Below are 25,064 nucleotides of genomic sequence, written 5' to 3'. Positions count from 1 at the left end.
TTGTCCGTGAAGGCCTGGCTGGGGCTCGCCGCGCTCGTCGCGGCGGCCTCGGCCGGGTTCACGCTGGTCGGCCTCCCCTCCCCGCTGCTGTTCGGCGGCCTCGTGGGCGCGCTCGCCTACGCGCTGCTGCCGACCCGTGAGCTGACGCTCCCCCGCCCGCTCTTCCTGTCCGGGCAGGGAGTCATCGGAGTCGTCGTCGGCGCCTCGGTGGAGTGGTCGACGCTCGGCGAGCTGGGCTGGGACTGGCCGGCCGTCGTCCTGGTGTCGGCGCTCACCCTCGTCATCAGCGTCCTGGCCGGACAGATGCTGCGGCTGCACGGCGTCTCCGCCGTCACGGCCTCCTTCGCGTCCATCGCCGGCGGCGCGTCGGGCATGACGGCCCTCGCGCGCGACCTGGGCGCCGACGACCGCGTGGTCACCGTCATCCAGTACCTGCGGGTGCTGATCATCCTGTTCTCCATGCCCGCGGTCGTGGCTGTTGCCTTCCACGTCCAGGACTCCGGAGGAGGAGCTCCCGCGCCGGCGTGGGACGTCTCCGACGTCGTCTTCTGCGTCCTCGCCGTCGGCCTCGGGCTGGCGGTCGGGAAATGGGGTCGCTTCCCCTCGCCGGCCGTGCTCGGACCGCTCCTCGCGGCCGTCGTCCTGCGGCTCCTCCCGGTGTTCGACGACGCCGTCGTGCCGCTGTGGGTGCAGGCCATCGGGTACGTCGCGATCGGCGTCCAGGTCGGTCTTCGATTCACCCTCGACAGCCTGCGGTCCATCAGCCGCATGGTCCCCACGGCGCTCGTCTCGATCCTCATCACGCTCGTCCTGTGCGCGGCGATGGCCTGGGGCCTCTCCGCGGCGACGGGGGTGAGCCGGCTCGACGCCTACCTCGCCACCACCCCCGGGGGCCTCTACGCCGTGCTGGCCACGACCACGGCCACGGGCGGCGACGTCACCTTCGTGACCGCGGTCCAGATGCTGCGCCTGCTCATGGTGCTGCTCCTCGCCCCCGTGCTGGCCCGCCTCCTCAGCCGACCCGAGTAACACTCCCCTCGGCAACCTGACCCATACCTCGGGAAGCTTCCCGAGGTATGGGTCGGCTTGCCAACCCCCCGTGGTAAACCGCGATGGGGGTCAGGCCATGGCGGCGAGGCGGGCCTTCTGCTCGTCGATGTCGTACTCGGGCGCGGGCCACTCCAGGTCGAGGGCGCGCAGGTGCTCGAGCAGCAGGGTGGCGACCGCCCAGTTCCGGTACCACTTGCGCCCGCTCGGCACCACGAACCACGGGGCCGCGTCGGTCGAGGTCCGCTCCAGGACCACCTGGTAGGCCTCCTGGTACTGCGCCCAGACCTCACGCTCGTCGAGGTCGCCGGGGTTGAACTTCCAGTGCTTGGTGGGGTCGTCGAGACGCGCGGCGAGCCGGTCGCGCTGGTCGTCGGCGTCGATGTGCAGCAGGCACTTCACGATGGTCCCTCCGCCGTCGACGTAGGCCTGCTCGAAGGCATTGATGGCCGTGTACCGACGCTCGATCTCCTCCGGGTCCGCGAGCCGACGCACCCGCCCGATGAGCACGTCCTCATAGTGCGAGCGGTCGAAGACACCCAGCTGTCCCGCGGCGGGGAGCCCGTTCGTGACGCGCCACAGGAAGTCGTGCTCCAGCTCCTCGGGCGTGGGCTTCTTGAACGACGTGATCTTGACCCCAAGTGGGTCGACCATCCCGACGACGTGGCCGATGACGCCACCCTTGCCGGAGGTGTCCATCCCCTGGAGGACCAGGAGCACCGAGCGCGGATCGTCCTGCGTGCCCCGGGCGTAGAGCTTCTCCTGCTCGGCGGCCAGCTCGACCCCGGTGGACCAGATCTGCTTCTTCGCCGCCTTCTTCCCGCCGTCGAAGCCCGGGGTGTCGCGGGAGTCCAGGTCGGTCAGGTGTCGGACGGCCAGCTGCTCGCTCAGGGAAGGCATGTCGGAAGTATGCCCCTACCCTGGGCCGCATGGACGCCTCGCTGTACGCCTACCCCGACCTCGGACCCGCGCCGCAACGACCCTGGGTCCGCACCAACTTCGTGGTCACGGTCGACGGCTCGGCACAGGACGAGTCAGGCGTGTCCGGAACGCTCGGCGGGGAAGCCGACCACCGCGCCTTCCAGGCCATGCGCGAGGCGTGCGACGTGGTGGTCGTGGGCGCCGGGACGGCTCGCGACGAGGGCTACGGACCGACCGACCGACCGCTCGTGCTCGTGACCCGACGGCTCGACGTCCCCGAGAAGCTGCGGACCTCGGGCGTCCTCGTGCTCACCACCACCGACGCCGACACGGACCTCGCAGCCTCGCTCGAGTCGGACGGCGTCGAGGTGCTCCGGCACGGCACGGGCACGATCGACTGGGAGCCGGCCCTCGAGGCCCTTGCGGCCCGGGGCTGGACCAAGGTGCTGTGCGAGGGCGGACCGCACCTGCACGGCGAGCTCGTCGAGCAGGACCTCGTCGACGAGGTCTGCCTGACCGTGGCTCCGGCGCTCGTGGCCGGCGAGGGCCTTCGACCGGCCCAGTCGAACCAGGCCGTCCGGCGCGACCTGCGGCTGGCCCACGTCGTGGAGGAGGACGGCGTGCTGCTCACCCGGTGGGTGCGCGACCGCTGACGTCGTCCACCGCGCGAGGAGCCTGGTGCCCGAACGGAAGCACGTGCCCCGTCTCCTGCTCACCCAGCGCGGCCAGCACCGACGGGAGCATGGCCTTGGCGGTGCGCTTGTAGCCCACCGCGCTGGGGTGGAACCGGTCGAGCGAGAACATCTCGTCGGGGTTGGTGATGAAGAACGGCCCGACGACGTCGGCCAACGACACCGACCACGCACCGTGGTCGAGCGCGGCCACCCGCTGTGCGGCGGCCAGCTGGCGTGAGGCCCGCGAGCCGAGCGCCCTCAAGGGCTGCGGCACCGGACGCAGCGCGCCGAGGTCGGGGCACGTCCCCACCACCACCTCGGCGCCACGGGCCTGCAGCTCCTCGACGGCGCCGACGAGGTGCTTGACGGACTCCGAGACCGGTACGCGGTGGGTCACGTCGTTGCCGCCCACCACGATCACCGCGACGTCGGGACGGAGGTTGGCAGGAAGGTCGGCGACCTGCTCGCCGAGCACGCTGCTCTCCGAGCCCACGCGCGCCACCGTGGTGAGCCGCACGGAGCGCCCGGACGCCTTGGCCACGCCGCGGGCGAGCCGTGAGCCCAGCGTGCCCCGCTCGTCGTCGGCTCCCAGCCCAGCAGCGATGGAGTCGCCGAGCAGCACGAGCTCGACGCGGTCGCCGAGGCGCTTCTTGTACACGCGGTCCGCGTCGGGAGCCAGCTCGCCGAGCGGCTTGCCGATCACGGCTCGGGCCACCGCGGCCTGGCGCCGCAGCACCTCCCGGGTCGTGATGGCGCTGACGGCACCGGCACCGGCCAGCACCGCCGAGGTCATGAAGAGTCGTCGCACGAAGGTCACCCCTCCATCCACCACACCGAGGTGAACGGTGTCCCAACAGCGCTCGACCCCCTGGCATAGGCTGGAGATCGACGAAGGGGAACAGCATGTATGACGTGGCACTGCTCATCGAGCGCCGTATGGAGGAGCTCGACGCCGACCAGGCCGTCGCGCTGCACGAGGGTCTCGACGACACCGTGCGCTACCACCTCCTGATGCCGGTCCAGAGCTCGTCGGCGCTGCTCGCGTCGTCGCTCGGCGCCGTCGGCGGCTCGCCCGTCCCGGTCACGGAGCCCGGTGCTGTCCTGGAGGTGCAGGAGGAGCTGGCCAACGCGGCCGAGGACGACATCGCCGCCAGCGCGGCGCTTCTCACCGCGCGCGGACAGCAGGTCACCACGACGCTCACCGAGGACGACCCCGTCGACGCCCTCGTCAAGCTCGTGAAGGACACCGGCTCCTCGGAGGCCATCATCCTCACCGAGTCGCACCTCGTGCAGGAGCTGCTGCGCATCGACTGGTCCTCGCGCGCCAAGCGCCACCTCGACGTCCCCACCCTGCACCTGCTCGAGAGCGTGCCGTTCGACGCGCAGACACCGCCCGGCCAGTGAGGCTCTTCCGGCGAGGTCTTGCCCGGGACCGTAGGCTGGGAGACATGGCTTACGAGGTCGAGAAGACCGATGAGGAATGGCGCGCCGAGCTGAGCGCGAAGGAGTACCACGTGCTGCGGCAGGCGGGCACCGAACGGCCCTTCAGCAGCCCGTTCGAGACCGACCCCACGGTGGGCGTCTACGCGTGTCGCGCGTGCGGATCCGAGCTGTTCCGCAGCGAGACCAAGTTCGACGCGCACTGCGGCTGGCCCGCCTTCTACGCACCGCTCGCCGAGGACCGCGTCCAGTACATCGAGGACCGCGCGATGGGCATGAAGCGGGTCGAGGTGCGCTGCGCCAACTGCGGCTCCCACCTGGGCCACGTGTTCGAGGGTGAGGGCTTCGACACCCCCACCGACCAGCGCTTCTGCATCAACGGCATCAGCCTCACCCAGGTCCCCGACCAGGCCTGACCCGAGCCGCAGAAAAGCATCACGGGGGCGCCCGTGGTGCCCTAGCGTGCTGGCATGCGACGCATGGTGCCCCTGCCGGCCACGGTTGCCCTCGCTGTCGCGACGGCCCTCGTGGGAGGACTCCTCACCTGGACCGCTCTGTGGTGGGACGACCGCGGCGACCGTCTCGGAGTGAGGCTCGAAGCCGAGAGCGGGCTCTCCGTCGCCGTCACCGCACCGAAGCCACGAACCCAGGTCGTGAGCGGCACGTTCGTCTGCCTGACCGGCGATGCCCGCGCCAAGATCCTCGCCGTCAAGCCATTGAGGTCCACGCCGAACGTGTCGATCCGGTCGTTCGCCCTCATGGCGCCCGGCGGTGGCTACGGAGTCAACGACGACACCGACCTCCAGACCTTCGTCGACGACCACGGGAACGGCCGGACTGCTCCGCTCACCCGTGTGCTCTCCCAGCGTTGCCGATCGAGTGACTACTCCGACCGTCCTCTGGCGCTCGAGCTGCAGGTGCGGGGCACGGCCCGTCCGGCGGCGCTGGTCGGGCTCGACATCACGTACCGCGTCAACGGCCGGACGAAGCACGTGACGAGCCGCAACGCCGTGACCTTCTGCTCCGGTCGAGAGACCTCAGATGACGACGAGCTTCTCCGCTCCGAGCTCGGCCTCTCCGAGACCGACATCTACTCCGTCTGCACCGACGTCTCCTGACCGGCTGCCCGACGCTACGGCCAGAGAGTCGTGAGGTCCGCGACGGAGTGGTTGCGGCCCGTGTAGAACGGGATCTCCTCGCGCACGTGGCGACGGGCGCGGCTGGCGCGGAGCTCGCGCATGAGGTCGACGATCCGGTGAAGCTCGTCGGCCTCGAAGGCCAGGATCCACTCGTAGTCGCCCAGCGCGAACGAGGCGACGGTGTTGGCGCGGACGTCGGGGTACGGGCGGGCCTGCATCCCGTGCTCCTTGAGCATGTCGCGGCGCTCGTCCTCGGGCAGCAGGTACCACTCGTAGGAGCGCACGAACGGGTAGACGCAGACCCAGTCCTTGACGGACTCGTCGGCCATGAAGGCGGGGATGTGGGAACGGTTGAACTCGGCGGGGCGGTGCAGGGCCATCTGCGACCAGACCGGAGCCATGCGTGAACCGAGAGCCGTGCGCCGGAACGCGTTGTAGGCAGCCTGCAGCGCGTCGGCGGTGGAAGCGTGCCACCAGACCATGAGGTCGGCGTCGGCGCGCATGCCGCTCACGTCGTAGGTGCCGCGCACCACGACGTCGTCGGCGGCGAGCTTCGCGATGAGGTCGTCGACCTCGGCGGCCTCGGCAGCCCGGTCGGCGTCGCCGAGCACCCGCTCGAGCTTGAAGACCGACCACATCGTGTAGCGGATCGTGTCGTTGATCTCCTTGGCCAGCTTGCCCTGGTTGGCTACGCGCTCGGTCATGACTCGATTCTCTCCTGTCCGAGAAGTCGGTCGACAGCCGCCTGCGCGGATGCGATGACGGCAGGGATGCCGATGCCCCGATAGGCGGCGCCGCAGACCTCGAGGCCCGGCACCGACGCGACGGCAGCCTCCACTCCGTCGACCAGCTCGAGGTGCCCGACGTCGTACTGCGGGAGCGCTCCTCCCCATCGCTGGACGTGGGAGGCGAGCACGGGCGGCAGCTCCCCGAGGGCCCGGCGGAGGTCGGCGGCGGCCAGCTCCACGACGGTCTCGTCGTCCTGGTGCAGGATCGCGGTCTCGCCGCGTCGCCCGATGGACGCACGCAGCACGGAGGCCCCAGCAGCCTCCTCGGCCAGCCACGGCCACTTCTGGGACGAGAACGTGGAGGCCTTGATGGTGGTGCCGTCGACGGGCGGCACGAGGAAGCCTGACCCCTCGGCAGCGAGCGGCCCGTCGACGACGAGGGTCACGATGGCCATGCTGGCGTAGTCGAGTCCCGCGAGGGCGAAGGCTGCGGCGGGCGCGGCCTCGGCGAGCAGCCTCGCCGTGGCAGGTGCCGGCGTGGCCACGACGACGGCGTCGGCGGTGATGGTCTCGATGGCCGACGTCGGACCCACCGCGAGCTCCCAGCCCGAGCCGGTGCGCGTGACGACGCGGACCGGGGCGTCAAGACGGAGCTCGAAGTCGCCGGCGGCGAGCGTCTCGGCCAGGCGTGCCACTCCCCCGCGCAGCCCGGCGAACACCGGGGTCCCGGGCGGGTGTGGCTCGGTGGCGAGGGCTGCCGCGAGCGGGTCTGCGCCCAGGGCCAGGACCTGTGGCGCGGCGGCGCGCAGGGAGAGCTGGTCGGAGTGACCGGCGTAGACGCCGCCCAGGAGCGGCTCGACGAGACGGTCGACGACCTCGGCACCGACACGGGGCTCGAGGAAGGCCCTGACCGACACGTCCTCGTCGGGGACGGGCACGGAACGCCCGTCGGGCAGCTCACCGAGGATGCCCGACGCGCGCAGGGCGTCGAGGTCGGCCGGAACGCCCATGACGCTGCGCGGCAGGGGCCGGAGCGCATCACGGGTCCACACCGTGGCCTGGCCGAGCGACGGGTGCACGACGTCGTCGTCCAGCCCGAGGCGGGAGATGAGGTCGAGGCCCTCGGGACGCCGGGCGAGGATCGACTCGGCGCCGACGTCGAGCACGAGGTCTCCCACGCGCTCACGGCGGAGCTTGCCGCCAGCACGGGGCGAGCCCTCCAGCACCACGACATCAGCACCTGCGCGCGACAACAGATGGGCTGCCGTGAGACCGGCGAGCCCTCCCCCGACGACCGCGACCCGCATCAGACCCGCTCGTACCCGTGCACGAAGTCGGTGAGGCGCTTGAGCGCGTCCGGGTCGGTGGAGGGCGGCACGCCGTGACCCAGGTTGAAGACGTGACCGTTGGCCGCACGGCCCGCCTCGATGATCTGGGCGGCCCGTCGCGTGTAGACCTCCTCCGGGGTGAAGAGGAAGGCCGGGTCGAGGTTGCCCTGCACGGCCTTGCCGGGGGCGATGCGCTTGACCGCCTCGTCGAGCGGGACACGCCAGTCGACGCCCACGACGTCGGCGCCGACGTCGCCCATGGCGCCGAGCAGCTCGCCCGTGCCGACGCCGAAGTGGATGCGCGGCACGTCGAGGTCCTCGACGGCGGCGAGCGCGGCAGCGGAGTGCGGCGCCACGAACTCCTGGTAGTCGGCGAGCGAGAGCGCGCCGGTCCAGGAGTCGAAGAGCTGGATGGCCGACGCACCGGCCAGGACCTGCTGGCGCAGGAAGCCTCCGGCGATGACCGCGAGACGTCCGGCGAGGTCGTGCCAGAGGTCGGGGTCGGAGTACATGAGTCGCTTCGTCGCGAGGTGGTCCTTGGACGGCCCGCCCTCCACGAGGTACGAGGCGAGGGTGAACGGTGCACCGGCGAAGCCGATGAGCGGGGTGCTGCCCAGCTCGCCCACGAGGGCCTTGACGGCCTGGGTGATGGGCTCGACGTCGGAGTCCTCGACCGGCCGGAGCTGCTCGAGCTGCTCGCGCGAGCGGATGGGATCGGCCACGACCGGACCCGTGCCCGCGACGATGTCGAGGTCGACGCCGATGGCCTTGAGCGGGACGACGATGTCGGAGAAGAAGATGGCGGCGTCGACGCCGTAGCGACGGACGGGCTGCATCGTGATCTCGACGACCATGTCGGGCTTGAAGCAGGACTCCAGCATGGCCGTGCCCTCGCGCACCGCGCGGTACTCCGGCAGCGAGCGTCCGGCCTGGCGCATGAACCACAGCGGGACGTGATCGGTGGTCTCGCCACGACAGGCCCGGAGGAACGTGCTGTCGCGGAGCGGGTTCTTCACGGGGTCTGGAGCGGGGGTCGTCACTGGGCGATTGTCTCAGGCGGGCGGAGTGTCGGCGAGACGGGTGCGCCAGATCACGCCTACCATCACGCTGTGGGCGTCCACCGCGAGATCGATCGCACACCACCGGCCTTCGTCACTGCCGTCGAGCAGCTGACCCGAGCCGAGCTGCGCCCGGAAGTCCTGGCCGACGTCATGCCGGCTCCCCAGCGCATCGCACCGCACGCGCACGCGTTGAGCGGCGACGTCGTGGTCGACGACGAGGACCTCGGCACCGGCCGTTTCATCCTGCTCCACGACCCCGCGGGCAACGACGCCTGGAACGGCGAGTTCCGCTGCGTCACCTTCGCGAAGGCCGACGTCGAGGCCGAGATGGCCGCCGACCCGGCCCTGCACGCCGTGGGCTGGAGCTGGCTCACCGACGCCCTCGACGCCCACGGCGCAGACTTCACCGCCGCCAGCGGAAGCGTCACCGTCGTGCGGACCGAGGGCTTCGGCGAGATGGCCGACGACGACGCCGACGCACAGATCGAGGTCCGTGCCTCCTGGACACCGACCTCCGAGCTCGGCGCCCACGCGCGCGCCTGGTCCGACCTCCTGTGCGCGCTGGCGGGCCTGCCGCCACTCGCGCCCGGTGTGATCCCGCTCCAGCGACGACGCGGGGGCCGCCGATGACCGACCAGACCAGCACGCCCGAAGAGCTGCCCCTGGAGGCTCCGGAGGATCCGCCCGCTGCCGAGGCCTCGCCGTCGGAGCCGGAGGCCCCGGCCGACGAGGCGCCTGCCGCCCCCCTCCCGCCGCTCGTCCTGCGTGAGCCCCTCACCGCCGTCATCGACACCGACGACGCCCTGGCCCGCTACTGCGCCCAGGTCTCCATCGGCGACGGCCCGGTGGCCCTCGACGCCGAGCGCGCCTCGGGCTACCGGTACTCCCAGCGCGCCTACCTCGTCCAGGTGCGCCGCCAGGGCGCGGGCTCCGGCCTGATCGACCCCATCGCGTTCGACGACCTCAGCGACCTCGACGAGGCCATCGGCGACGCCGAGTGGATCCTGCACGCGGCCACCCAGGACCTCATGTGCCTGGCCGAGATCGGGCTGCACCCCCGCACGCTCTTCGACACCGAGCTCGCCGGGCGCCTCCTCAACCTGCCGCGCGTGGGCCTTGCCTCTCTCGTGGAGCACTACCTCGGTCTGAGCCTGGCCAAGGAGCACTCCGCGGCCGACTGGTCCACCCGTCCGCTGCCCGAGCCGTGGCTCGAGTACGCCGCGCTCGACGTCGAGGTGCTCGTGGAGCTTCGCGACATGGTCGAGGCCGACCTCGAGGCCGCCGGCAAGCTCGAGTGGGCCCGCCAGGACTTCGACGCGCTGCTCTCGTTCACCGGTCCCGCAGCCCGGGAGGAGCCATGGCGTCGCACGTCGGGGATTCACCAAGCCCGCGGCCGCCGCCAGCTGGGCATCGTGCGAGCGCTGTGGCAGCGCCGCGACGCCATCGCCGAGCAGCGCGACGTGACGCCCGGTCGCATCATGCCCGACACCTCGATCCTCGAGATCGCCAAGGCTGCCCCCACTGACGCCTCCACGCTGCGCCAGCTCAAGGCCATGCGCGGCCGCGGCCCGCGGCGCTTCCTGCAGGACTGGCTCGACGCCGTCGAAGAAGGCCTCGCCGTCCCCGAGGACGAGCTGCCCAGCACCTCGCAGAACCGTGGCGGACTGCCGCCGCCGCGCGCCTGGAGCGAGAAGCACCCCGAGGCTGCGGCCCGTCTCGCGCCCGCCCGCGACGCCATCGCGCGCATCGCGGAGCAGCACGACCTTCCGGCGGAGAACCTCGTCACGCCGTCCATCGTGCGACAGCTCGCGTGGGAGCCGCCCCAGGTCGTCGACGTCGACACCGTCAGCGCCGAGCTCGCTGCCGCCGGTGCTCGCCCATGGCAGATCGGGCTCGTCGCCACCGAACTCACTCAGGCCCTCAGAACAGCTTAGGCAAACCTGCGTAGAATCCGTCTGTGCTCGCCAACTTCTTGATCGGACTGCGTGAGGGCCTCGAGGCCAGCCTCGTGGTCAGCATCCTGATCGCCTACCTCGTCAAGACCGACCGTCGTCACGACACCCGGTACATCTGGATCGGCGTCGGTGGAGCGATCGCCCTGGTCGTGGCGGTGTTCTCGATCGTGACGGCCGTCTTCGAGCAGCTGCCCTTCAAGGCCCAGGAGATCGTCGGCGGCAGCCTGTCCATCCTGGCCGCCGGTCTCGTGACCTGGATGATCTTCTGGATGCGACGCACGGCGCGCAAGCTCAAGTCGTCCCTGGAGGGCGAGCTCGCGCACGCGCTGGAGCTGGGGCCGCTCGCCATCGTCACCGTCGCCTTCGTGACGGTCGGCCGTGAGGGCCTGGAGACGGCCGCCATCATCTGGGCCACCATCAACGGCAGCTACACGCCCGACCCGTTCATCGGGGCCGTGTCCGGGATCCTGGTCGCCGTGGTGCTGGGCTACCTCATCTACCGCGGCGCGCTCAAGATCAACCTCGCCACCTTCTTCAACGTGACCGGTGCCCTGCTCATCGTGGTCGCGGCAGGGGTCCTCGCCTACGGCGTCTACGACCTGCAGGAGGCCGGCGTCCTCCCGGGCCTCAATAACCTGGCCTTCGACGTCACGAGCACCATCCCGCCCGACAGCTGGTACGGCACCCTGCTCAAGGGAACGGTCAACTTCCAGCCCAACCCGTCGTGGCTCCAGGTCGTGGCGTGGCTCGTCTACATCGTCCCCGTCCTCGTCCTCTACCGCCGTGGTGCCAAGACGCCGGTCAGCCCCCCGCGGGCTACCGTGGCCGGGTGAGCGAGTACCGACGCCCCTCCCTCCCCGGCCCCGCCCTGTTCGCAGCGGTCGCCGACGAGTCCGACCCTGCTGCCATGGCGGCGGCCGGGCACCGTATCGCCACCCTGCTCGTGCGCGGCCCGCACGGGGACGCCGACACCGACCTGGTCGAGCGGGTGCTGCACCTGGCCGACGAGGAGGGCCTCGGCGTGATCGCCGAGCTGTGGTCGCACGCCGCGCCGGAGACCATCGCCGGGTCCCTCTGGCGGCTCTACCTCCTGCGCACGTGGGTCCACCGTCAGCCTGAGCGAGCGGCGCTGGAGTACGCCACCGGTCGCGCGTTCGCGCCCGTCCACGAGGTCCTGGCCGGAGTCGTCGACCCGCCCGGCCCCCAGGAGGTGGTCGAGCTCGTCGACACCGTCATCCGAGGCATCCTGAGCGCCGACTTCGACGTCGCCCTCGACCGGGCCGCAGCGTTCGCTCACATCGTCGGCGTCGGACGGGGTCAGCTCGACGCCGAGGACCCGCGCAGCGCTGCCCGCCTGCTCGACATGGCGACACACCTGAGAAGTGCGGCCGCGCTCGAAAGGCTTGACCGCCTCCATTAAAATGGAGCCTGCGCCGGGCCGTGGTAGCCCCGGGTCCCAAAATTAGCCGCTACGAGCGGCCACGCGCCGTGAGGCGCTTCCCGGCCCGGCGCTCAGCTTCTCCCCCATCACGCGGGGGACGAACGACGAGGGCCTGCGGTCGTCACCACGACCGCAGGCCCTCGTCGTCGCTCGGCGATCAGGCGGGCGCGAAGGTCGTGTACGACTGCGACGGCTGACCGATCTCAGCCAGCTCCTCGAGCTGGTCGGGCGTCGGCTCCCACGATGCAGCCTCCGCGTTGCTCAGGACCTGCTCGGCGCGGCTCACGCCGGCGATGACGCTCGAGACGGCCGGCTGCGCGGCGAGACCGCCCATGGCGAGCTGCAGCAGGGTGATGCCGTGACGGTCGGCGAACGCCTGCAGCTCGCCGATCCGGCTCCAGTCCGCCGTCTCCAGCCGCGACGTCTGGGAACCGAGCCGCGAGCCCTCCGGCGCTGCCTCGCCCTTGCGGTACTTCCCGGTGAGGAGCCCGTACGCGAGCGGGAAGTACGGCAGGATCCCCACGCCCAGCGTCTCGGCAGCGGGCACGAGCTCCACCTCGGCCGTCCGGTTGTACAGCGAGTACTCGTTCTGGGCCGTCGCGAACGCGTGCAGGCCTTGCGTGCGGGCGATCCAGGCTGCGTCGACGAGCTGCCAGGCCTGGAAGTTGGAGCAGCCGATGGCACGGACCTTGCCCTCCGCGACCAGCTCGTGGAGGGCGCCCAACGTCTCGGCGACCGGCGTCCGCGGATCGGGCGTGTGGAGCTGGTACAGGTCGATGTGGTCGGTGCCGAGCCGCTGGAGGCTCGCCTCCACGGCCGTGCGCACGTAGGCCGGCGAGCCTCGTCGACCGCCGTCGTCCCCGTTGACCCCCTGCATGTCCATGCCGAACTTGGTCGCGATCACGGCCTCGCCGCGCCGTGAGCCCAGAGCACGACCGAGCAGCGTCTCGCTCTCACCGAGGGAGTACGTGTCGGCGGTGTCGAAGAACGTGACCCCGGCATCGAGCGCCGTGCCGACGATCGCGTCGACGCCGGCCTGGTCGACCCGCGCGCCGAACGCGTTGCAGCCGATGCCGACCGACGGGACCGTGATGCCGCTGTGGCCGAGGGTGCGCTGAGGAAGAGTCATGCGACCAGCCTAGGCAGGCGGTGGGATGCGTCGCTCGCCCACCTGGGAGAGGAGCTGCGGACTTTTCGGTGAAGTTCACCTCCCCTGAACCCGAGATCATCTAGCGTTCTCCCATGACCCCCCGCCGCACGGCCCTCGGCCTGCTGACGACCCTGACCCTCCTGGGCGGCCTGCTCGCCTCACCGGCCGACGCTGCCGCCAAGAAGACGTCGATCTCGGTCCACGTGCAGAACGTCAAGGGTCGCGCGCTCAAGGACGTGACCATCTACGCCTACCAGGGCAAGAAGACGGTCAAGGTCGGCACGACCAACGTCCGGGGCAACCTGAGGAAGGCTTCCGGCGTCAGCGGCAGGCTGGGTGGGGGCAGCTGGACGCTCTACCTCCAGGACGACAACCTCACGCGGTACCGGGCCACCACCTCGTACGCCCCCAAGACCCTGTACGTGAAGCTTCGCTCCGGGAAGAACCTCGACCTCACGACCCGGACCCTGGCCACCGGGGCGCACATCCTGGCGTCCGTCACCACACCGTCGGGCCTGCCGGTCAAGGGGGCTGCCGTCCGTACCCAGTGGACGACGGATCCAGCCGACGTGATCGAGGAGGGCAACACGCTTGCCGACGGCACGCTGCACTTCTTCGGGATCCCCACCCTGACGCTCTACCTGCGCGCCCGCATCGGCAAGGTCTACACCAGCGCGCAAAAGATTCGCGTGGCGAGGCCCGGGGCCCGTTATGCGGTCGCCTGGAAGCGCGAGGTCCCCTGCAGGACGACCTTCGACGCGTCACCCGGCGAGAAGCCGGGCTCGGTGGTCATCACGGCATCGACCGCTGCCGACGCCTACGGGGTGCCCGTGCCCGGTGGCGGCGTTGCCGGAATCTACCGCGACGGCGAGGAGATGGACATCAGGACCGCGAAGTTCTCGAAGGGCAACGTCTCGCTCACCCTCGACGAACAGGATCCCGGTGAGCACACCTACTTCCTTGCCTACTACAGCGGTGACTGCCGCTCGTGGATCTCCGCGAAGAAGACGGTCGTCGTCGAGCCACCCCCTGCGTGAGGACCTCGGACGGCGACACGATCCGCGACGTCGGACCCGTAGACTCGCCCCGATGACTCGGGCCCACCAGCAGCGCAGCGTCGCCGTCGTCCTGACGGCGGCGCTGCTCGCTGTGCTCGCAGCCATGGGCGGTGCTCACGCCACGGCCCAGCGCCAGCAGCGTGCGAGCGCCACCCCGCAGCACGCCGCGAGCGCAGGCGCGGCCAGCACGCACCACCTCATCAAGCACGACGCGCCGTCGGCCGTCGTCCACCTCGACCTGAGCACGGGCCCGGTCGACGCCTGGTCCCCGCAGAGCGACCGCAGCGTCGAGACAGCGGGCGCGGGCGCTCGGGCGACCCTCCCCCTCACCAGCACGTCGCACGACTCGCGGGCACCGCCGACGGCCTGAGCCGTCCACCGCCCACCCGCGCCACGAGGCGCACACCCGAGAGTCACCCATGTCCACACGCACCAGAGCCTTGCTCGCCCTCTTCGTCGTCGGCGCGGCCATCGCCGTCGCCTACTTCCAGCCCGCCAAGCTCGGGCTCGACCTCGAGGGCGGCACGCAGATCGTCCTCGAGACCAAATCCACCGAACGCGTCGAGGCCGATGCGGAGTCCACCGACCGGGCCCTGGAGGTCCTCCGCGGCCGCGTCGACGCCCTCGGCGTCTCCGAGCCCACGCTGGCCCGCTCCGGTGAGAAGCGCATCATCGTCGAGCTGCCGGGTCTCCAGGACCCGCGCGAGGCCGCCGAGGTCATCGGCAAGACCGCACAGCTCACCTTCCACGAGGTCCTGCAGCAGGACGTCCCGCAAGGCACCGAGCCCGAGAAGGGCCAGCAGGTGGTCCCCGACGAGACCGGGGCCCCGATCCTGCTCGCCGCGTCCGCTCTCGACGGGAACGGCGTCAAGGACGCCGTGGCCACCACCCCGCAGGACGGCGTGGGCCAGTGGGTCGTCAACGTCGACTTCGCCGGCGAGGGCCGGTCCGGCTGGCGTGAGCTCGTCGGCTCCGCGTGCGCCAACGCCGAGGCCGGCCAGCGCATCGCGATCCTGCTCGACGACGAGGTCATCTCCTCCCCCGGCATCGTCCCCGACCTCTGCGCGTCGGGAGGCGGCAACGAGACCAGCATCACCGGCAGCTTCACGCAGACCGAGGCCGAGGACCTCGCCGTCCTGATCAAGGGCGGCGCACTGCCCGTCCCCGTCGACGTCATCGAGCAGAGGACCGTCGGACCGACCCTCGGCAAGGCAGCGATCGACGCCTCCATCGAGGCGGCCATCATCGGCATCGCCCTCACGGGTCTCTTCATCGTCTTCGTCTACCGACTGGTCGGCCTCATGGCCACGGTCGCCCTGGCGACGTACGCAGCCATCTCCTACGGTCTGCTCGTCTGGCTCGGCGCCACGTTGACCCTGCCGGGCCTGGCCGGCTTCGTGCTGGCCATCGGGCTGGCGATCGACGCCAACGTGCTCGTCTTCGAACGGGCTCGGGAGGAGTACGCAGAACGTCAGTCCGGCGGACTCTCCCCCGCGCTCTCCACGGGATTCTCCAAGGCCTGGTCGGCCATCCTCGACTCCAACGTCACCACGCTCCTGGCCGCGGCGCTGCTGTTCTTCCTGGCGTCCGGCCCGGTCAAGGGCTTCGGCGTGACGCTGTCCATCGGCGTCGTGGCATCCATGTTCTCGGCGCTCATCGTGGCCCGGGTGCTGGCGGAGTGGTCGGTGGCCCGGAAGTACGTCGCCAACCATCCCGGAAGCAGCGGTCTGGCCGGCACCGGTCGCATCCGACAGTGGATCGAGACGAGCGGTCTCAACCTCATGCGTCGCAGCGGAACCTGGATCGTCATCACGGTGCTCGTGGCTGTCGTCTCGGTGGGCGGCATCCTCGTGCGAGGCCTCAACCTCGGTGTCGAGTTCACCGGCGGACGCCTGCTCGAGTTCTCGACGTCCAAGACGGTCACGCCCGACACGGTCCGCGAGGCGGTCGGCGAGGCCGGCTTCCCGCAGGCCGTCGTCCAGGCGTCGTCGGGCGACGGCGAGAGCGAGAACGTCACCGTGCGCCTCGACAAGATCACGAACGACGAGGCGGTCGAGATCGAGCAGGCCGTCAGCACCGTGGCCGGCGACGTCACCAAGGAGCGCGACGAGCTCATCGGCCCGAGCCTCGGCGAGGAGCTGCGCAACAAGGCGCTCATCGCCTTCGCGATCGCGGTCCTGGCCCAGATGCTCTATCTCGCCTGGCGCTTCCGCTGGACGTGGGCGGCGTCGGCCGTCATCTCGATGTCGTCCGTGGTGCTCACGGTGGTGGGCGCGTTCGCGTGGTGGGGCAAGCCCATCGACGGCGTCTTCCTGGCGGCGATCCTGTCGGTGATCGGCCTGGCGGTCAACGACACGATCGTGGTGTTCGACCGCATCCGGGAGCACACCGGCGAGAACCGCAAGAGACCTCTGCGCGAGGTCGTCAACGAGGCCATCCTCCAGACGATCCCCCGCACCATCAACACCGGTCTCGGTGCGATGTTCATCCTGGCGGCGCTGGCCTTCCTCGGCGGCGACTCCCTCACGGACTTCGCCATCGCCCTGCTGATCGGTCTCGGCGTCGGCATCCTGTCGACGATCTTCACGGCCTCGGCGCTCGCCGTGGTCCTGGAGGAGCGCTGGCCGCACGACCCGGATCGTCAGAAGGCCAAGCCCATCGACCCGTACGCGCACATCGACGACGGCCGGGCCGACGGCGCGGTGGTCTGAGCCGCACGGCGCCTGGCGAGAGGTGTGCCCGACGGTGGTTGAATGAACGACATGCGTATCGCCGACCATGTCATCGACCTCGTCGGGCACACCCCGCTCGTCCGCCTGAACAAGGTGGTCCCGGGTGGGGGCGGGCTCGTGGCCGCCAAGGTCGAGTACCTCAACCCCGGCGGCAGCTCCAAGGACCGCATCGCCGTCAAGATGGTCGACGCCGCTGAGGCGTCCGGCGCCCTCAAGCCGGGCGGCACGATCGTCGAGCCCACCTCGGGGAACACCGGCGTGGGTCTGGCCCTCGTGGCCCAGCAGCGCGGCTACAGCTGCATCTTCGTGTGCCCCGACAAGGTGAGCGAGGACAAGCGCAACACGCTCCGTGCCTACGGTGCCGAGGTGGTGGTGTGCCCCACCGCGGTGCCGCCGGAGCACCCCGACAGCTACTACAACGTCTCCGACCGTCTCGTGCGCGAGACCGAGAACGCCTGGAAGCCCGACCAGTACTCCAACCCGGCCGGGCCCCAGAGCCACTACGAGACCACCGGCCCCGAGATCTGGGACGACACCGACGGCCGCATCACGCACTTCGTCGCGGGGGTCGGGACCGGCGGCACCATCACGGGTGCCGGTCGCTACCTCAAGGAGGTCTCGGGCGGGAAGGTCAAGGTCATCGGCGCCGATCCCGAGGGCTCGGTCTACTCCGGCGGCACCGGGCGTCCGTACCTCGTCGAGGGCGTGGGTGAGGACTTCTGGCCCAGCGCCTACGACCCCGACATCGCCGACGAGATCATCGCGGTCTCCGACGCCGACTCCTTCGAGATGACGCGCCGGCTCGCTCGCGAGGAGGGCCTGCTCGTGGGCGGTTCCTGCGGCATGGCCGTCGTGGCAGCCCTCAGGGTGGCCGAGCGTGAAGGACCTGACGCCGTCATCGTGGTGCTCCTGCCCGACGGCGGTCGCGGCTACCTGACCAAGGTCTTCAACGACGCGTGGATGAGCTCGTACGGGTTCCTGCGCGAGCCCCTCGACGGGCACACCGACCGCCCGAGCGTCGGCGAGATCCTGCGCCGCAAGTCCGGCAACATGCCCGACCTCGTGCACACGCACCCCTCCGAGACGATCCGCGACGCCATCGAGATCCTGCGCGAGTACAACGTCTCGCAGATGCCTGTGGTCGGCCCCGAGCCGCCGGTCGTCATCGGCGAGGTGGCCGGCAGCGTGAGCGAGCGCGAGCTCGTGAGCGCTGTCTTCGAGGGTCGCGCAAGCCTCACCGACCCGGTCTCGCAGCACATGGAGGAGCCGCTCCCGCTGCTGGGCTCCGGCGAGGACCTCGACGCGGCCCACGCAGCGCTGAGCACGAGCGACGCCGTCATGGTGATCGAGGACGGCAAGCCGCTGGGCGTCCTCACCCGACACGACCTGCTGGGAGTACAGATTTGAGCACCGCCGACCACACCGGTTCCGACCAGAGCGGTCGGGGCTTCGCCACGCGAGCCATCCACGCCGGGTTCGAGCCGGACCCCCAGACGGGCGCGGTGAACGTGCCCATCTATGCCTCGTCCACGTTCGCCCAGGACGGCGTCGGGAACATGCGGTCGGGCTACGAGTACGCCCGCACGGGCAACCCCACACGCACGGCGCTCGAGGCCAACCTCGCGGCCCTCGAGGGAGGCGCCCACGGGCGAGCGTTCTCCTCGGGCATGGCCGCCACTGACACCGCGCTGCGCTCGATGCTGCGCCCTGGCGACCACCTCGTCATCCCCGACGACGCCTACGGCGGAACCTTCCGTCTGATCGACAAGGTGCTGACGCAGTGGGGCGTCACCTACACACCGGTCGGTGTGGGCGACGTCGAGGGCATCCGTGCCGCACTGACCCCCGCCACCAAGATCGTGTGGATCGAGACCCCCACCAACCCGCTGCTCAACATCGGTGACGTCGAGGCGCTCTCCGGCGTGGCCCACGAGCACGGGGCCCGCCTCGTGGTCGACAACACCTTCGCCTCGCCGTACCTGCAGCAGCCTCTGGCCCAGGGCGCCGACGTCGTCCTGCACTCCACCACCAAGTACCTCGGCGGCCACTCCGACGTCGTGGGCGGCGCGCTCGTGACCGACGATCCCGATCTGGACGCTGCCTTCGCCTTCCTGCAGAACGGCGCCGGTGGCGTGCCGGGACCGTTCGACGCCTTCCTCACTCTGCGCGGCGCCAAGACGCTCGCGGTGCGCATGGAGCAGCACTGCACCAACGCCGAGGCCGTCGTCGATCTCCTGACCGCGCATCCCGCGGTGAGCCAGGTCCTGTACCCCGGCCTGCCGGAGCACCCCGGGCACGCCGTGGCCGCGCGGCAGATGCGCCGGTTCGGTGGCATGGTCTCGGTGCGGCTCAGGGGCGGCCGCGAGGCCGCGCTCGAGCTCTGCGCACGGACGGAGATCTTCACGCTGGCCGAGAGCCTCGGCGGCATCGAGTCGCTCATCGAGCATCCCGGCGCCATGACGCACGCCTCCACCGCCGGCTCCCTGCTCGAGGTTCCCGACGACCTGGTGCGGCTGAGCGTGGGCATCGAGGACGAGGCCGACCTCGTCGCCGACCTGGAGCAGGCCCTCGGCTAGTCAGCCGATGTCGCGCTGCTCGTCCTCGACGATCTCACCCTCGAAGAGCGATTGCGGCAGCTCGGGGCGCTCGAGGTCCTCGAACACGGCGAACTCCGCGGCCGCCAGGCGACGGGGGTCGGCGTCCTCGATCTCGGGGACGGCTCCCAGCTGCGCAGCCTCGTCGACGGCGTCGAGCTTACGGGCCGTGGAGAGGACCTGGCGCTCGAGCGAGCCGACGAACTTGTTGTAGTCGCCGACGGTGCGCTCCAGCGAGCGGCCGAGCTTGGTCACGTGGTCCGACATGGTCCCTAGACGCTTGTAGAGCTCGCGACCGAGCGCCACGAGGTCGCGCGCGTTCTCGGCCATCTGCTCCTGCTTCCAGGTGAGCGCCACCGTCTTGAGGGTGGCCCACAGGTTCACCGGAGTGGCCAGGGCGATGCCCTTGGCGTACGCGTGCTCCATGAGGCCGGGGTCGGCGTCGAGGGCGTCGTTGAGGATGGCCTCGTTGGGGATGAAGGCGATCGTGAACTCGGGGCTGGTCTCCAGACCCGACCAGTACTGCTTGGCCGCGAGCTCGTCGACGTGCTTCTTGACGGCGCGGGCGTGGTCGAGCCGCAGCTGCCGGCGGCGTTCGTCGTCGAGCTCCTCGCGGTACGCGTCGATGAAGGCCCGGTACGGCACCTTGGAGTCGATCGCGAGGCGCTTGCCGCCGGGGAGGTTGATGACCATGTCGGGGCGGCGCGCGCCGGAGTCGGCGGTGATGGACTCCTGCACGGAGTAGTCGATCCGGTTGAGCAGCCCGGCGGACTCCACGAGGGTGCGGAGCTGGGTCTCCCCGTACGTGCCTCGCACCGAGTTGTTGCTGAGGGCAGCGGCGAGCGCCTCGGCCGCCTGCTTGGACTGCGCCGCCGTCTCGTGCGTGACGCGGAGCTGCTCGGTGAGCTGACCGTGCTGGTGCGAGCGCTGCTTCTCGATCTCGTCGACCTTGAGGCGCATGTCTCCCAGCTGGCGCGCGACGGGAGCGAGCTGCTGCAGGATCTTGCTCTCGGTCTGGCCCTCGGCCTCGCGGCGGCGGGCCTCGCGACGCTGCTGGTCGATCGTCTCGCGGTACTGCTGCTGCGCTGCGGCGAGCTCGCGGCCCACCCCCTCCAGGGAGGCGAGGGCGGCGGACAGCTCGCGCTCGACCTCGGCCCGGGCGGCGGCCTCGGCGTGGCGCACCTCGGCGACGACGCGCGCGTGGTGTGCCTCCACCTGGGCCTGCTGGGCCTCGGCCCGAGCCTGCTGAGCCTCCAGGACGGCCGGGTCGACCCCCTGCGCCGCAGGTTCCGTGCGCTGGCGCGCGACGAGCCAGCCCAAGGCGAATCCGAGGGCCAGACCGAGGACGAGGAGCAGCACGAGTTCCATGTCGGTCAGTGTGTCAACGAGCGCCGACAGATTGCGTCAGGCGTGCCGACGCCCCCGTCCGATCGTCGCGGGAATCTTGCGGCCCTCCGCGACGTTGGAGCGGGCAGGACCTTGGAAGGAGGACCCATGACCATCTACATGACCCCCAACATCACCGACGACACGATCGCCGAGATGGAGGTCTTCGACGCCTTCCGCCTCGGCGAGGAGCTGCTGGAGTCCCGCTTCCCGCGCGACGCCGCCCGGGTCACCCGCAAGGTCACCGACGCCGACCCCACCAACGCGTCGGCCTGGGAGCTGCTGGCCCGGGCCCACTTCGCGGCCGCCCAGCTCAAGCCCGCGGAGGAGGCCTTCCGTCGCCTCGTCGAGCTGGAGCCCACGAGCGCCTGGGCGCACACTGCGCTCGGCCTCACGCTGGACCGTCAGAGCCGCCACCGTGAAGGTGCTGCCCTGCATCGTCTGGCAGCCGCCATGGGCGCCTCGGAGCGCGACGCCACCCGCGTCGAGCTCGTCGACCGACCCGCCGAGTGAGCCACACCCTGATCGCCGCCGCCGCGGGTGCCGTCCTGGCACTCGCGGCGTGGCCGTTCACCCGGCACGTCGTGACCCTCGTCCATGAGGGCGGCCACGCCCTCGTGGCGGTGCTCACAGGCCGACGGCTGAGCGGCATCCGCCTGCACCGCGACACCTCCGGCCTCACCACCTCGATCGGACGCCCCCACGGCCCCGGCATGATCGCCACCGCCGCGGCCGGCTACCTCGCTCCGTCGGCCCTAGGACTGGGCGGTGCCTGGCTCGTGAGCCTCGGGCACACGGCCTGGGCACTCTGGATCGGACTCGCCGTCCTGGCGGCCATGCTGCTGTTCATCCGCAACTGGTTCGGGCTGCTCGTGGTCCTGCTCGCGGGTGCGGCCGTCGCCACCCTCATCTGGCGCTCCTCGACCGACGTCCAGGAGCTCGCGGCCCTGTCGTTCTCGTGGTTGCTCCTCGTGGGCGGTCCCCGCGCCTCCGTCGAGCTCTGGATCACCCGCAGCCGTTCGCGGTCCCGCACGAGCGACGCCGACGTGCTCGCCCGGCTGACCCGCGTGCCGGCCGCGGTGTGGAACATCGTCTTCGTGCTGGCCACCCTGGCCGCCCTCTGGCCTGCGGCCAGGCTGGCGGGACTGGTTGGATAGCAGGATGTTCACCGTCGGTGCCGAGCTCCCCGATGCAGCCGGCCGCACCGGCGTGCTGTCCACCCCGCACGGCGACGTGCAGACGCCGGCCTTCATCCCGGTGGGCACCCGCGCGACGGTCAAGGCCGTGCTCCCGGAGTCCGTCCGCGAGCTCGGCGCCCAGGCGGTGCTGGCCAACGCCTACCACCTCTACCTCCAGCCCGGCGCCGACATCGTCGAGGAGGGCGGGGGGCTCGCACGGTTCATGGGGTGGGGTGGACCCACCTTCACCGACTCCGGCGGCTTCCAGGTCATGAGCCTCGGCGCCGGCTTCAAGAAGACGCTGTCCATGGACTCCACGAGCGCCACGTCCGACACCGTCATCGCGCCGGGCAAGGAGCGCCTCGCGCACGTCGACGACGACGGCGTCACGTTCAAGAGCCACCTCGACGGCTCCAAGCACCGGTTCACGCCCGAGATCTCCATGGGCATCCAGCACCGGCTGGGTGCCGACGTGATCTTCGCCTTCGACGAGCTGACGACCCTCATGAACACCCGCGGCTACCAGGAGCAGTCGGTCGAGCGCACGCACGCCTGGGCCGAGCGCTGTCTCGCCGAGCACGACCGGCTCACGGTCGAGCGCAGCGAGCACCCCTACCAGGCGCTCTTCGGCGTGGTCCAGGGCGCGCAGTACGAGGACCTGCGCCGCCGGGCCGCGTCCGGCCTCGCGGCGCTCGAGGTCGAGGGGCGCTCGTTCGACGGCTTCGGCATCGGCGGCGCCATCGAGAAGGAGCAGCTGTCCGAGATCGTGGGCTGGGTCGTCGACGAGCTCCCGCGCGACAAGCCGCGACATCTTCTCGGCATCGGCGAGCCGGACGACCTGTTCGCCGGGGTCGAGGCGGGGTGCGACACCTTCGACTGCGTCGGACCCTCGCGGACCGCGCGTTCCTCCCGTGTCTACACCGCCGACGGCCACCGCAACCTGCTGGTCGCTGCGTCCCGGCGCGACTTCGGTCCCATCGAGGACGACTGCGACTGCTACACGTGCACGCACTACACGACGGCCTACCTGCACCACCTCTTCAAGACCAAGGAGTTCCTCTCGGCCACGCTCACGACGATCCACAACGAACGGTTCATCGTGCGCCTCGTCGACTCCATGCGCACCGCCATCGCCTCGGGCGACTTCGCGGCGCTGAAGGAGGAGTCGCTCGGGCGGTTCTACGCGCGCAGGTCGGCCGGCTCGTCGGCCCAGTAGGACGGCTCACGGGACTTGAGGGTCCGGATGACGAGCATCGTCAGCGGCATGACGAGCAGCTCGACGGCGCACTTGAAGACGAAGCCCACCACGACGTAGTTCACGAACTGGCCGCCGGTCGTGATGCCGATGGCCGAGGCCGCGATGGCACAGAAGATGAAGGTGTCGGCCGCCTCCCCCACGCCGGTGGAGCCCGCGAGCCGGCGCCACAGACCAGGCTCGGACGAGCGTGCCTTCATGCGCACCAGCACGTAGGAGTTCAGGAACTGGCCCGTGAGGTAGGCGATCATCGACGCGGCGACGATCTGCAGGCCCGACCACACGACGCTCTCGAACGCGTCCTGGTTCTCGTAGAAGCTGGCCCCCGGCAGCGCCATGACCACGAGGAACGTCGCGAAGGTCATGATCGCCGTCCCGAAGCCCACGAGGATGGCTCGGCGGGCCGCCTTGAAGCCGTACACCTCGGAGATGACGTCGCCCAGGATGTAGGCGAGCGGGAACAGCACGGCCCCGCCGTCGGAGATGATCGGCACGATCTGCACGGGGCCGATCGAGACGTCGCCGCTCAGGAACTCCGTCGACTTGGTGGCTGCGATGTTGGAGACGACGAGGACGACGCAGAAGACGGCCAGGATCACGTCGTAGTACGACGAGCCGCGCGAGGCGAAGTGGACGTCAGGTTTTGGTGAGGTTGCCTGAGAACTCATGAGCGTCATCCTCCCACTGCCCCGGCCGTCCTCCCGCACAGGTGGGAGGATGGACCTCATGAGCGTTCCCCGCAGCACCGACGTCCTCGTGGTGGGCGCCGGACCCGCCGGAGCAGCCGCGGCCGCCTGGTCGGCCCGCCTGGGGCACGACGTCGTGCTGGCCGACGCGGCCACCTTCCCTCGCGACAAGACGTGCGGCGACGGACTCACCCCGCGCGCCATGGCCGAGCTCGACCGTCTCGACCTCGGCGACTGGGCACGCAGCTTCGGCACCAACCGCGGGCTCCGCGCGGCCGGCTTCGGTCAGGAGCTCCTGCTGCCCTGGCCGGGCGGCTCGCTCCCCGACCACGGCTCAGCCGTGCCGCGCACCACTCTCGACGCCAAGATCCGCGAGGCCGCCATCACGGCCGGGGCCACTGCCCTCGACGGGGCCCGCGCCGTCGACGTCGAGCGCGCCTCCGACGGTCGCGTGACCGCCGTGGTCTTCAAGACCGCCGACGGACCGCTCACCATCGCGTGCGAGCGCCTCGTCGTCGCCGACGGTGTCCGGTCCTCGCTCGGACGCGTGCTGGGCCGGGAGTGGCACCGCGACACCGCCTACGGAGTGGCCGGCCGCTCCTACGTGAAGTCCGGGCGTGCCGACGACCCGTGGATCAGCTCCCACCTGGAGCTCCGCGGGGAGGACGGTGACCTGCTCCCCGGCTACGGCTGGATCTTCCCGCTCGGGACGGCGGGCGAGGGTGGCGAGGTGAACCTCGGCGTCGGCGCGCTGGCCACGGCCAAGCGTCCCGCCAACCTGCAGATCCGTCCGCTCATGGAGTACTACGCCACGCTGCGACGCGACGAGTGGGAGCTGGGCCCCGAGCTCCGGATGCCCACGAGCGCGCTCCTGCCCATGGGTGGCGCCGTGTCGGGCGTGGCCGGACCCAACTGGATCGTGGTCGGAGACGCCGCCGGGTGCGTCAACCCGCTCAACGGCGAGGGCATCGACTACGGCCTCGAGACCGGGCGGGTGGGTGCCGAGCTCCTCGACACCAGCCACGACCCCGAGCAGGCCTGGCCCGCGCTTCTCACGCACCACTACGGCGAGGCGTTCTCCATCGCGCGTCGTCTGGCGGGACTGCTCACGCTCCCCCACCTGCTTCCCACGTTCGGACCCCTCGGGATGCGCTCCCAGGCGCTCATGACCGTCGCCCTGCGCGTGATGGGCAACCTCGTCACCGAGGACGACCGCGACCTCACGGCCCGAGCATGGCGGTGGGCGGGGCGGCGCTCGATCGCGCTCGACACCCGCCCACCGTTCAGCTGA

Annotated in this window: 26 protein-coding genes; 18 read left to right on the top strand and 8 right to left on the bottom strand. The window is 70.9% G+C overall.

What is annotated here, in order from left to right; all coding sequences use genetic code 11:
• Positions 1-6 precede the first annotated feature (6 nt).
• Positions 7-1,029: an AbrB family transcriptional regulator gene (locus tag ASD11_RS05855; RefSeq protein WP_056284493.1), complete on the top strand. Its 1,023-nt coding sequence runs from the start codon at positions 7-9 to the stop codon at positions 1,027-1,029.
• Positions 1,030-1,119: 90 nt separating this feature from the next.
• On the opposite strand, the gene ASD11_RS05850 is transcribed toward ASD11_RS05855, so the two are convergent.
• A complete protein-coding gene (locus tag ASD11_RS05850) occupies positions 1,120-1,947 on the bottom strand; it encodes a PPK2 family polyphosphate kinase (protein WP_056284491.1) in 828 nt (275 codons plus the stop codon).
• A gap of 29 nt (positions 1,948-1,976) precedes the next feature.
• Between ASD11_RS05850 and ASD11_RS05845 the strand changes: the two genes are divergently transcribed.
• Positions 1,977-2,621, top strand: a complete 645-nt coding sequence (locus ASD11_RS05845; RefSeq protein WP_056284487.1) for a dihydrofolate reductase family protein — start codon at positions 1,977-1,979, stop codon at positions 2,619-2,621.
• On the opposite strand, the gene ASD11_RS05840 is transcribed toward ASD11_RS05845, so the two are convergent.
• Positions 2,596-3,459, bottom strand: a complete 864-nt coding sequence (locus ASD11_RS05840; protein ID WP_235503253.1) for an SGNH/GDSL hydrolase family protein — start codon at positions 3,457-3,459, stop codon at positions 2,596-2,598. The genes ASD11_RS05845 and ASD11_RS05840 overlap by 26 nt on opposite strands.
• Positions 3,460-3,545: 86 nt before the next feature.
• Between ASD11_RS05840 and ASD11_RS05835 the strand changes: the two genes are divergently transcribed.
• The 3 genes from ASD11_RS05835 to ASD11_RS05825 are packed head-to-tail and all read left to right on the top strand — an operon-like array spanning position 3,546 to position 5,200.
• A complete protein-coding gene (locus ASD11_RS05835; protein WP_056284485.1) occupies positions 3,546-4,046 on the top strand; it encodes a hypothetical protein in 501 nt (166 codons plus the stop codon).
• Between the two features lie 44 nt (positions 4,047-4,090).
• Complete coding sequence (gene msrB, locus ASD11_RS05830; protein ID WP_056284482.1) at positions 4,091-4,498, top strand: peptide-methionine (R)-S-oxide reductase MsrB; 408 nt, start codon at positions 4,091-4,093, stop codon at positions 4,496-4,498.
• 54 nt (positions 4,499-4,552) lie between these two features.
• The gene (locus ASD11_RS05825) at positions 4,553-5,200 is read left to right on the top strand and encodes a hypothetical protein (RefSeq protein WP_056284480.1); all 648 of its coding nucleotides are present in this window, start codon (positions 4,553-4,555) and stop codon (positions 5,198-5,200) included.
• Positions 5,201-5,214: 14 nt separating this feature from the next.
• Here the strand turns inward: ASD11_RS05825 and hemQ are convergent, their stop codons facing one another.
• Genes hemQ through hemE form a run of 3 tightly spaced genes read right to left on the bottom strand, consistent with a single transcriptional unit; the run spans position 5,215 to position 8,317 of the window.
• Positions 5,215-5,925, bottom strand: coding sequence for a hydrogen peroxide-dependent heme synthase (gene hemQ, locus ASD11_RS05820; RefSeq protein ID WP_056284478.1), 711 nt, complete (start codon positions 5,923-5,925; stop codon positions 5,215-5,217).
• Positions 5,922-7,256: a protoporphyrinogen oxidase gene (hemG, locus tag ASD11_RS05815; RefSeq protein ID WP_056284474.1), complete on the bottom strand. Its 1,335-nt coding sequence runs from the start codon at positions 7,254-7,256 to the stop codon at positions 5,922-5,924. Before hemG ends, hemQ begins: the two co-directional genes overlap by 4 nt.
• Positions 7,256-8,317 carry a uroporphyrinogen decarboxylase gene (gene hemE, locus ASD11_RS05810; protein WP_082554193.1) on the bottom strand — a complete coding sequence of 354 codons (1,062 nt, stop codon included), beginning with the start codon at positions 8,315-8,317 and terminating at the stop codon, positions 7,256-7,258. Before hemE ends, hemG begins: the two co-directional genes overlap by 1 nt.
• A 69-nt stretch (positions 8,318-8,386) precedes the next feature.
• Between hemE and ASD11_RS05805 the strand changes: the two genes are divergently transcribed.
• From ASD11_RS05805 to ASD11_RS05790, 4 genes are read left to right on the top strand one after another with little or no spacing between them, the layout of a single operon-like run.
• Positions 8,387-8,968, top strand: a complete 582-nt coding sequence (locus tag ASD11_RS05805) for a DUF3000 domain-containing protein (RefSeq protein ID WP_056284469.1) — start codon at positions 8,387-8,389, stop codon at positions 8,966-8,968.
• Positions 8,965-10,272 (top strand): ribonuclease D, encoded by a 1,308-nt coding sequence (locus ASD11_RS05800; protein ID WP_082554192.1) that lies wholly within the window; start codon positions 8,965-8,967, stop codon positions 10,270-10,272. Before ASD11_RS05805 ends, ASD11_RS05800 begins: the two co-directional genes overlap by 4 nt.
• 23 nt (positions 10,273-10,295) lie before the next feature.
• Positions 10,296-11,126 (top strand): iron uptake transporter permease EfeU, encoded by an 831-nt coding sequence (efeU, locus tag ASD11_RS05795; RefSeq protein WP_056284466.1) that lies wholly within the window; start codon positions 10,296-10,298, stop codon positions 11,124-11,126.
• Positions 11,123-11,713, top strand: a complete 591-nt coding sequence (locus tag ASD11_RS05790) for a hypothetical protein (protein ID WP_056284463.1) — start codon at positions 11,123-11,125, stop codon at positions 11,711-11,713. The genes efeU and ASD11_RS05790 overlap by 4 nt, the downstream gene beginning before the upstream one ends.
• A gap of 178 nt (positions 11,714-11,891) precedes the next feature.
• Here ASD11_RS05790 and ASD11_RS05785 read toward each other — a convergent pair whose 3' ends face one another.
• Positions 11,892-12,863 carry an aldo/keto reductase gene (locus ASD11_RS05785; RefSeq protein ID WP_056284461.1) on the bottom strand — a complete coding sequence of 324 codons (972 nt, stop codon included), beginning with the start codon at positions 12,861-12,863 and terminating at the stop codon, positions 11,892-11,894.
• Positions 12,864-12,976: 113 nt separating this feature from the next.
• On the opposite strand from ASD11_RS05785, the gene ASD11_RS05780 reads away from it, so the two are divergent.
• The 5 genes from ASD11_RS05780 to ASD11_RS05760 are packed head-to-tail and all read left to right on the top strand — an operon-like array spanning position 12,977 to position 19,250.
• Positions 12,977-13,921 (top strand): hypothetical protein, encoded by a 945-nt coding sequence (locus ASD11_RS05780; RefSeq protein WP_056284458.1) that lies wholly within the window; start codon positions 12,977-12,979, stop codon positions 13,919-13,921.
• 52 nt (positions 13,922-13,973) lie between these two features.
• A complete protein-coding gene (locus tag ASD11_RS05775) occupies positions 13,974-14,312 on the top strand; it encodes a hypothetical protein (RefSeq protein ID WP_056284456.1) in 339 nt (112 codons plus the stop codon).
• Between the two features lie 49 nt (positions 14,313-14,361).
• Positions 14,362-16,653 (top strand): protein translocase subunit SecD, encoded by a 2,292-nt coding sequence (gene secD, locus ASD11_RS05770; protein WP_056284453.1) that lies wholly within the window; start codon positions 14,362-14,364, stop codon positions 16,651-16,653.
• Positions 16,654-16,704: 51 nt separating this feature from the next.
• Positions 16,705-18,081, top strand: coding sequence for a cystathionine beta-synthase (locus tag ASD11_RS05765; protein ID WP_056288456.1), 1,377 nt, complete (start codon positions 16,705-16,707; stop codon positions 18,079-18,081).
• The gene (locus ASD11_RS05760) at positions 18,078-19,250 is read left to right on the top strand and encodes a cystathionine gamma-synthase (protein WP_056284451.1); all 1,173 of its coding nucleotides are present in this window, start codon (positions 18,078-18,080) and stop codon (positions 19,248-19,250) included. Before ASD11_RS05765 ends, ASD11_RS05760 begins: the two co-directional genes overlap by 4 nt.
• Here ASD11_RS05760 and ASD11_RS05755 read toward each other — a convergent pair whose 3' ends face one another.
• A complete protein-coding gene (locus ASD11_RS05755) occupies positions 19,251-20,636 on the bottom strand; it encodes a DNA recombination protein RmuC (protein ID WP_056284448.1) in 1,386 nt (461 codons plus the stop codon). It abuts the gene before it with no gap.
• Positions 20,637-20,762: 126 nt separating this feature from the next.
• Here ASD11_RS05755 and ASD11_RS05750 point away from each other — a divergent pair, with 126 nt between their 5' ends.
• The 3 genes from ASD11_RS05750 to tgt are packed head-to-tail and all read left to right on the top strand — an operon-like array spanning position 20,763 to position 23,048.
• Complete coding sequence (locus ASD11_RS05750) at positions 20,763-21,167, top strand: tetratricopeptide repeat protein (RefSeq protein WP_056284445.1); 405 nt, start codon at positions 20,763-20,765, stop codon at positions 21,165-21,167.
• A complete protein-coding gene (locus tag ASD11_RS05745) occupies positions 21,164-21,811 on the top strand; it encodes a M50 family metallopeptidase (protein ID WP_056284444.1) in 648 nt (215 codons plus the stop codon). The genes ASD11_RS05750 and ASD11_RS05745 overlap by 4 nt, the downstream gene beginning before the upstream one ends.
• 4 nt (positions 21,812-21,815) lie before the next feature.
• Positions 21,816-23,048 (top strand): tRNA guanosine(34) transglycosylase Tgt, encoded by a 1,233-nt coding sequence (tgt, locus tag ASD11_RS05740; protein ID WP_056284442.1) that lies wholly within the window; start codon positions 21,816-21,818, stop codon positions 23,046-23,048.
• Here tgt and ASD11_RS05735 read toward each other — a convergent pair.
• On the bottom strand, positions 23,012-23,755 hold the full coding sequence (locus ASD11_RS05735) for a queuosine precursor transporter (protein ID WP_056288454.1): 744 nt from the start codon (positions 23,753-23,755) through the stop codon (positions 23,012-23,014). The genes tgt and ASD11_RS05735 overlap by 37 nt on opposite strands.
• A gap of 58 nt (positions 23,756-23,813) precedes the next feature.
• On the opposite strand from ASD11_RS05735, the gene ASD11_RS05730 reads away from it, so the two are divergent.
• Complete coding sequence (locus ASD11_RS05730; RefSeq protein WP_056288453.1) at positions 23,814-25,064, top strand: geranylgeranyl reductase family protein; 1,251 nt, start codon at positions 23,814-23,816, stop codon at positions 25,062-25,064.

Source organism: Aeromicrobium sp. Root495 (genome assembly GCF_001426755.1).
Taxonomy (GTDB): domain Bacteria; phylum Actinomycetota; class Actinomycetes; order Propionibacteriales; family Nocardioidaceae; genus Aeromicrobium.
Note: the sequence above shows the minus strand (reverse complement) of the source record. Positions and strands in the feature narration are given on the sequence as shown.

What these genes read in the sequence shown, in the direction of transcription:
- hemG (WP_056284474.1), bottom strand. Translation starts at nt 7,256, where the DNA reads ATGCGGGTCGCGGTCGTCGGGGGAGGGCTCGCCGGTCTCACGGCAGCC.
- msrB (WP_056284482.1), top strand. Translation starts at nt 4,091, where the DNA reads ATGGCTTACGAGGTCGAGAAGACCGATGAGGAATGGCGCGCCGAGCTG.
- ASD11_RS05735 (WP_056288454.1), bottom strand. Translation starts at nt 23,755, where the DNA reads ATGAGTTCTCAGGCAACCTCACCAAAACCTGACGTCCACTTCGCCTCG.
- ASD11_RS05835 (WP_056284485.1), top strand. Translation starts at nt 3,546, where the DNA reads ATGTATGACGTGGCACTGCTCATCGAGCGCCGTATGGAGGAGCTCGAC.
- ASD11_RS05780 (WP_056284458.1), top strand. Translation starts at nt 12,977, where the DNA reads ATGACCCCCCGCCGCACGGCCCTCGGCCTGCTGACGACCCTGACCCTC.
- hemQ (WP_056284478.1), bottom strand. Translation starts at nt 5,925, where the DNA reads ATGACCGAGCGCGTAGCCAACCAGGGCAAGCTGGCCAAGGAGATCAAC.
- ASD11_RS05750 (WP_056284445.1), top strand. Translation starts at nt 20,763, where the DNA reads ATGACCATCTACATGACCCCCAACATCACCGACGACACGATCGCCGAG.
- ASD11_RS05850 (WP_056284491.1), bottom strand. Translation starts at nt 1,947, where the DNA reads ATGCCTTCCCTGAGCGAGCAGCTGGCCGTCCGACACCTGACCGACCTG.
- secD (WP_056284453.1), top strand. Translation starts at nt 14,362, where the DNA reads ATGTCCACACGCACCAGAGCCTTGCTCGCCCTCTTCGTCGTCGGCGCG.
- tgt (WP_056284442.1), top strand. Translation starts at nt 21,816, where the DNA reads ATGTTCACCGTCGGTGCCGAGCTCCCCGATGCAGCCGGCCGCACCGGC.
- ASD11_RS05800 (WP_082554192.1), top strand. Translation starts at nt 8,965, where the DNA reads ATGACCGACCAGACCAGCACGCCCGAAGAGCTGCCCCTGGAGGCTCCG.
- ASD11_RS05785 (WP_056284461.1), bottom strand. Translation starts at nt 12,863, where the DNA reads ATGACTCTTCCTCAGCGCACCCTCGGCCACAGCGGCATCACGGTCCCG.
- ASD11_RS05730 (WP_056288453.1), top strand. Translation starts at nt 23,814, where the DNA reads ATGAGCGTTCCCCGCAGCACCGACGTCCTCGTGGTGGGCGCCGGACCC.
- ASD11_RS05775 (WP_056284456.1), top strand. Translation starts at nt 13,974, where the DNA reads ATGACTCGGGCCCACCAGCAGCGCAGCGTCGCCGTCGTCCTGACGGCG.
- ASD11_RS05755 (WP_056284448.1), bottom strand. Translation starts at nt 20,636, where the DNA reads ATGGAACTCGTGCTGCTCCTCGTCCTCGGTCTGGCCCTCGGATTCGCC.
- ASD11_RS05765 (WP_056288456.1), top strand. Translation starts at nt 16,705, where the DNA reads ATGCGTATCGCCGACCATGTCATCGACCTCGTCGGGCACACCCCGCTC.
- ASD11_RS05825 (WP_056284480.1), top strand. Translation starts at nt 4,553, where the DNA reads ATGCGACGCATGGTGCCCCTGCCGGCCACGGTTGCCCTCGCTGTCGCG.
- ASD11_RS05845 (WP_056284487.1), top strand. Translation starts at nt 1,977, where the DNA reads ATGGACGCCTCGCTGTACGCCTACCCCGACCTCGGACCCGCGCCGCAA.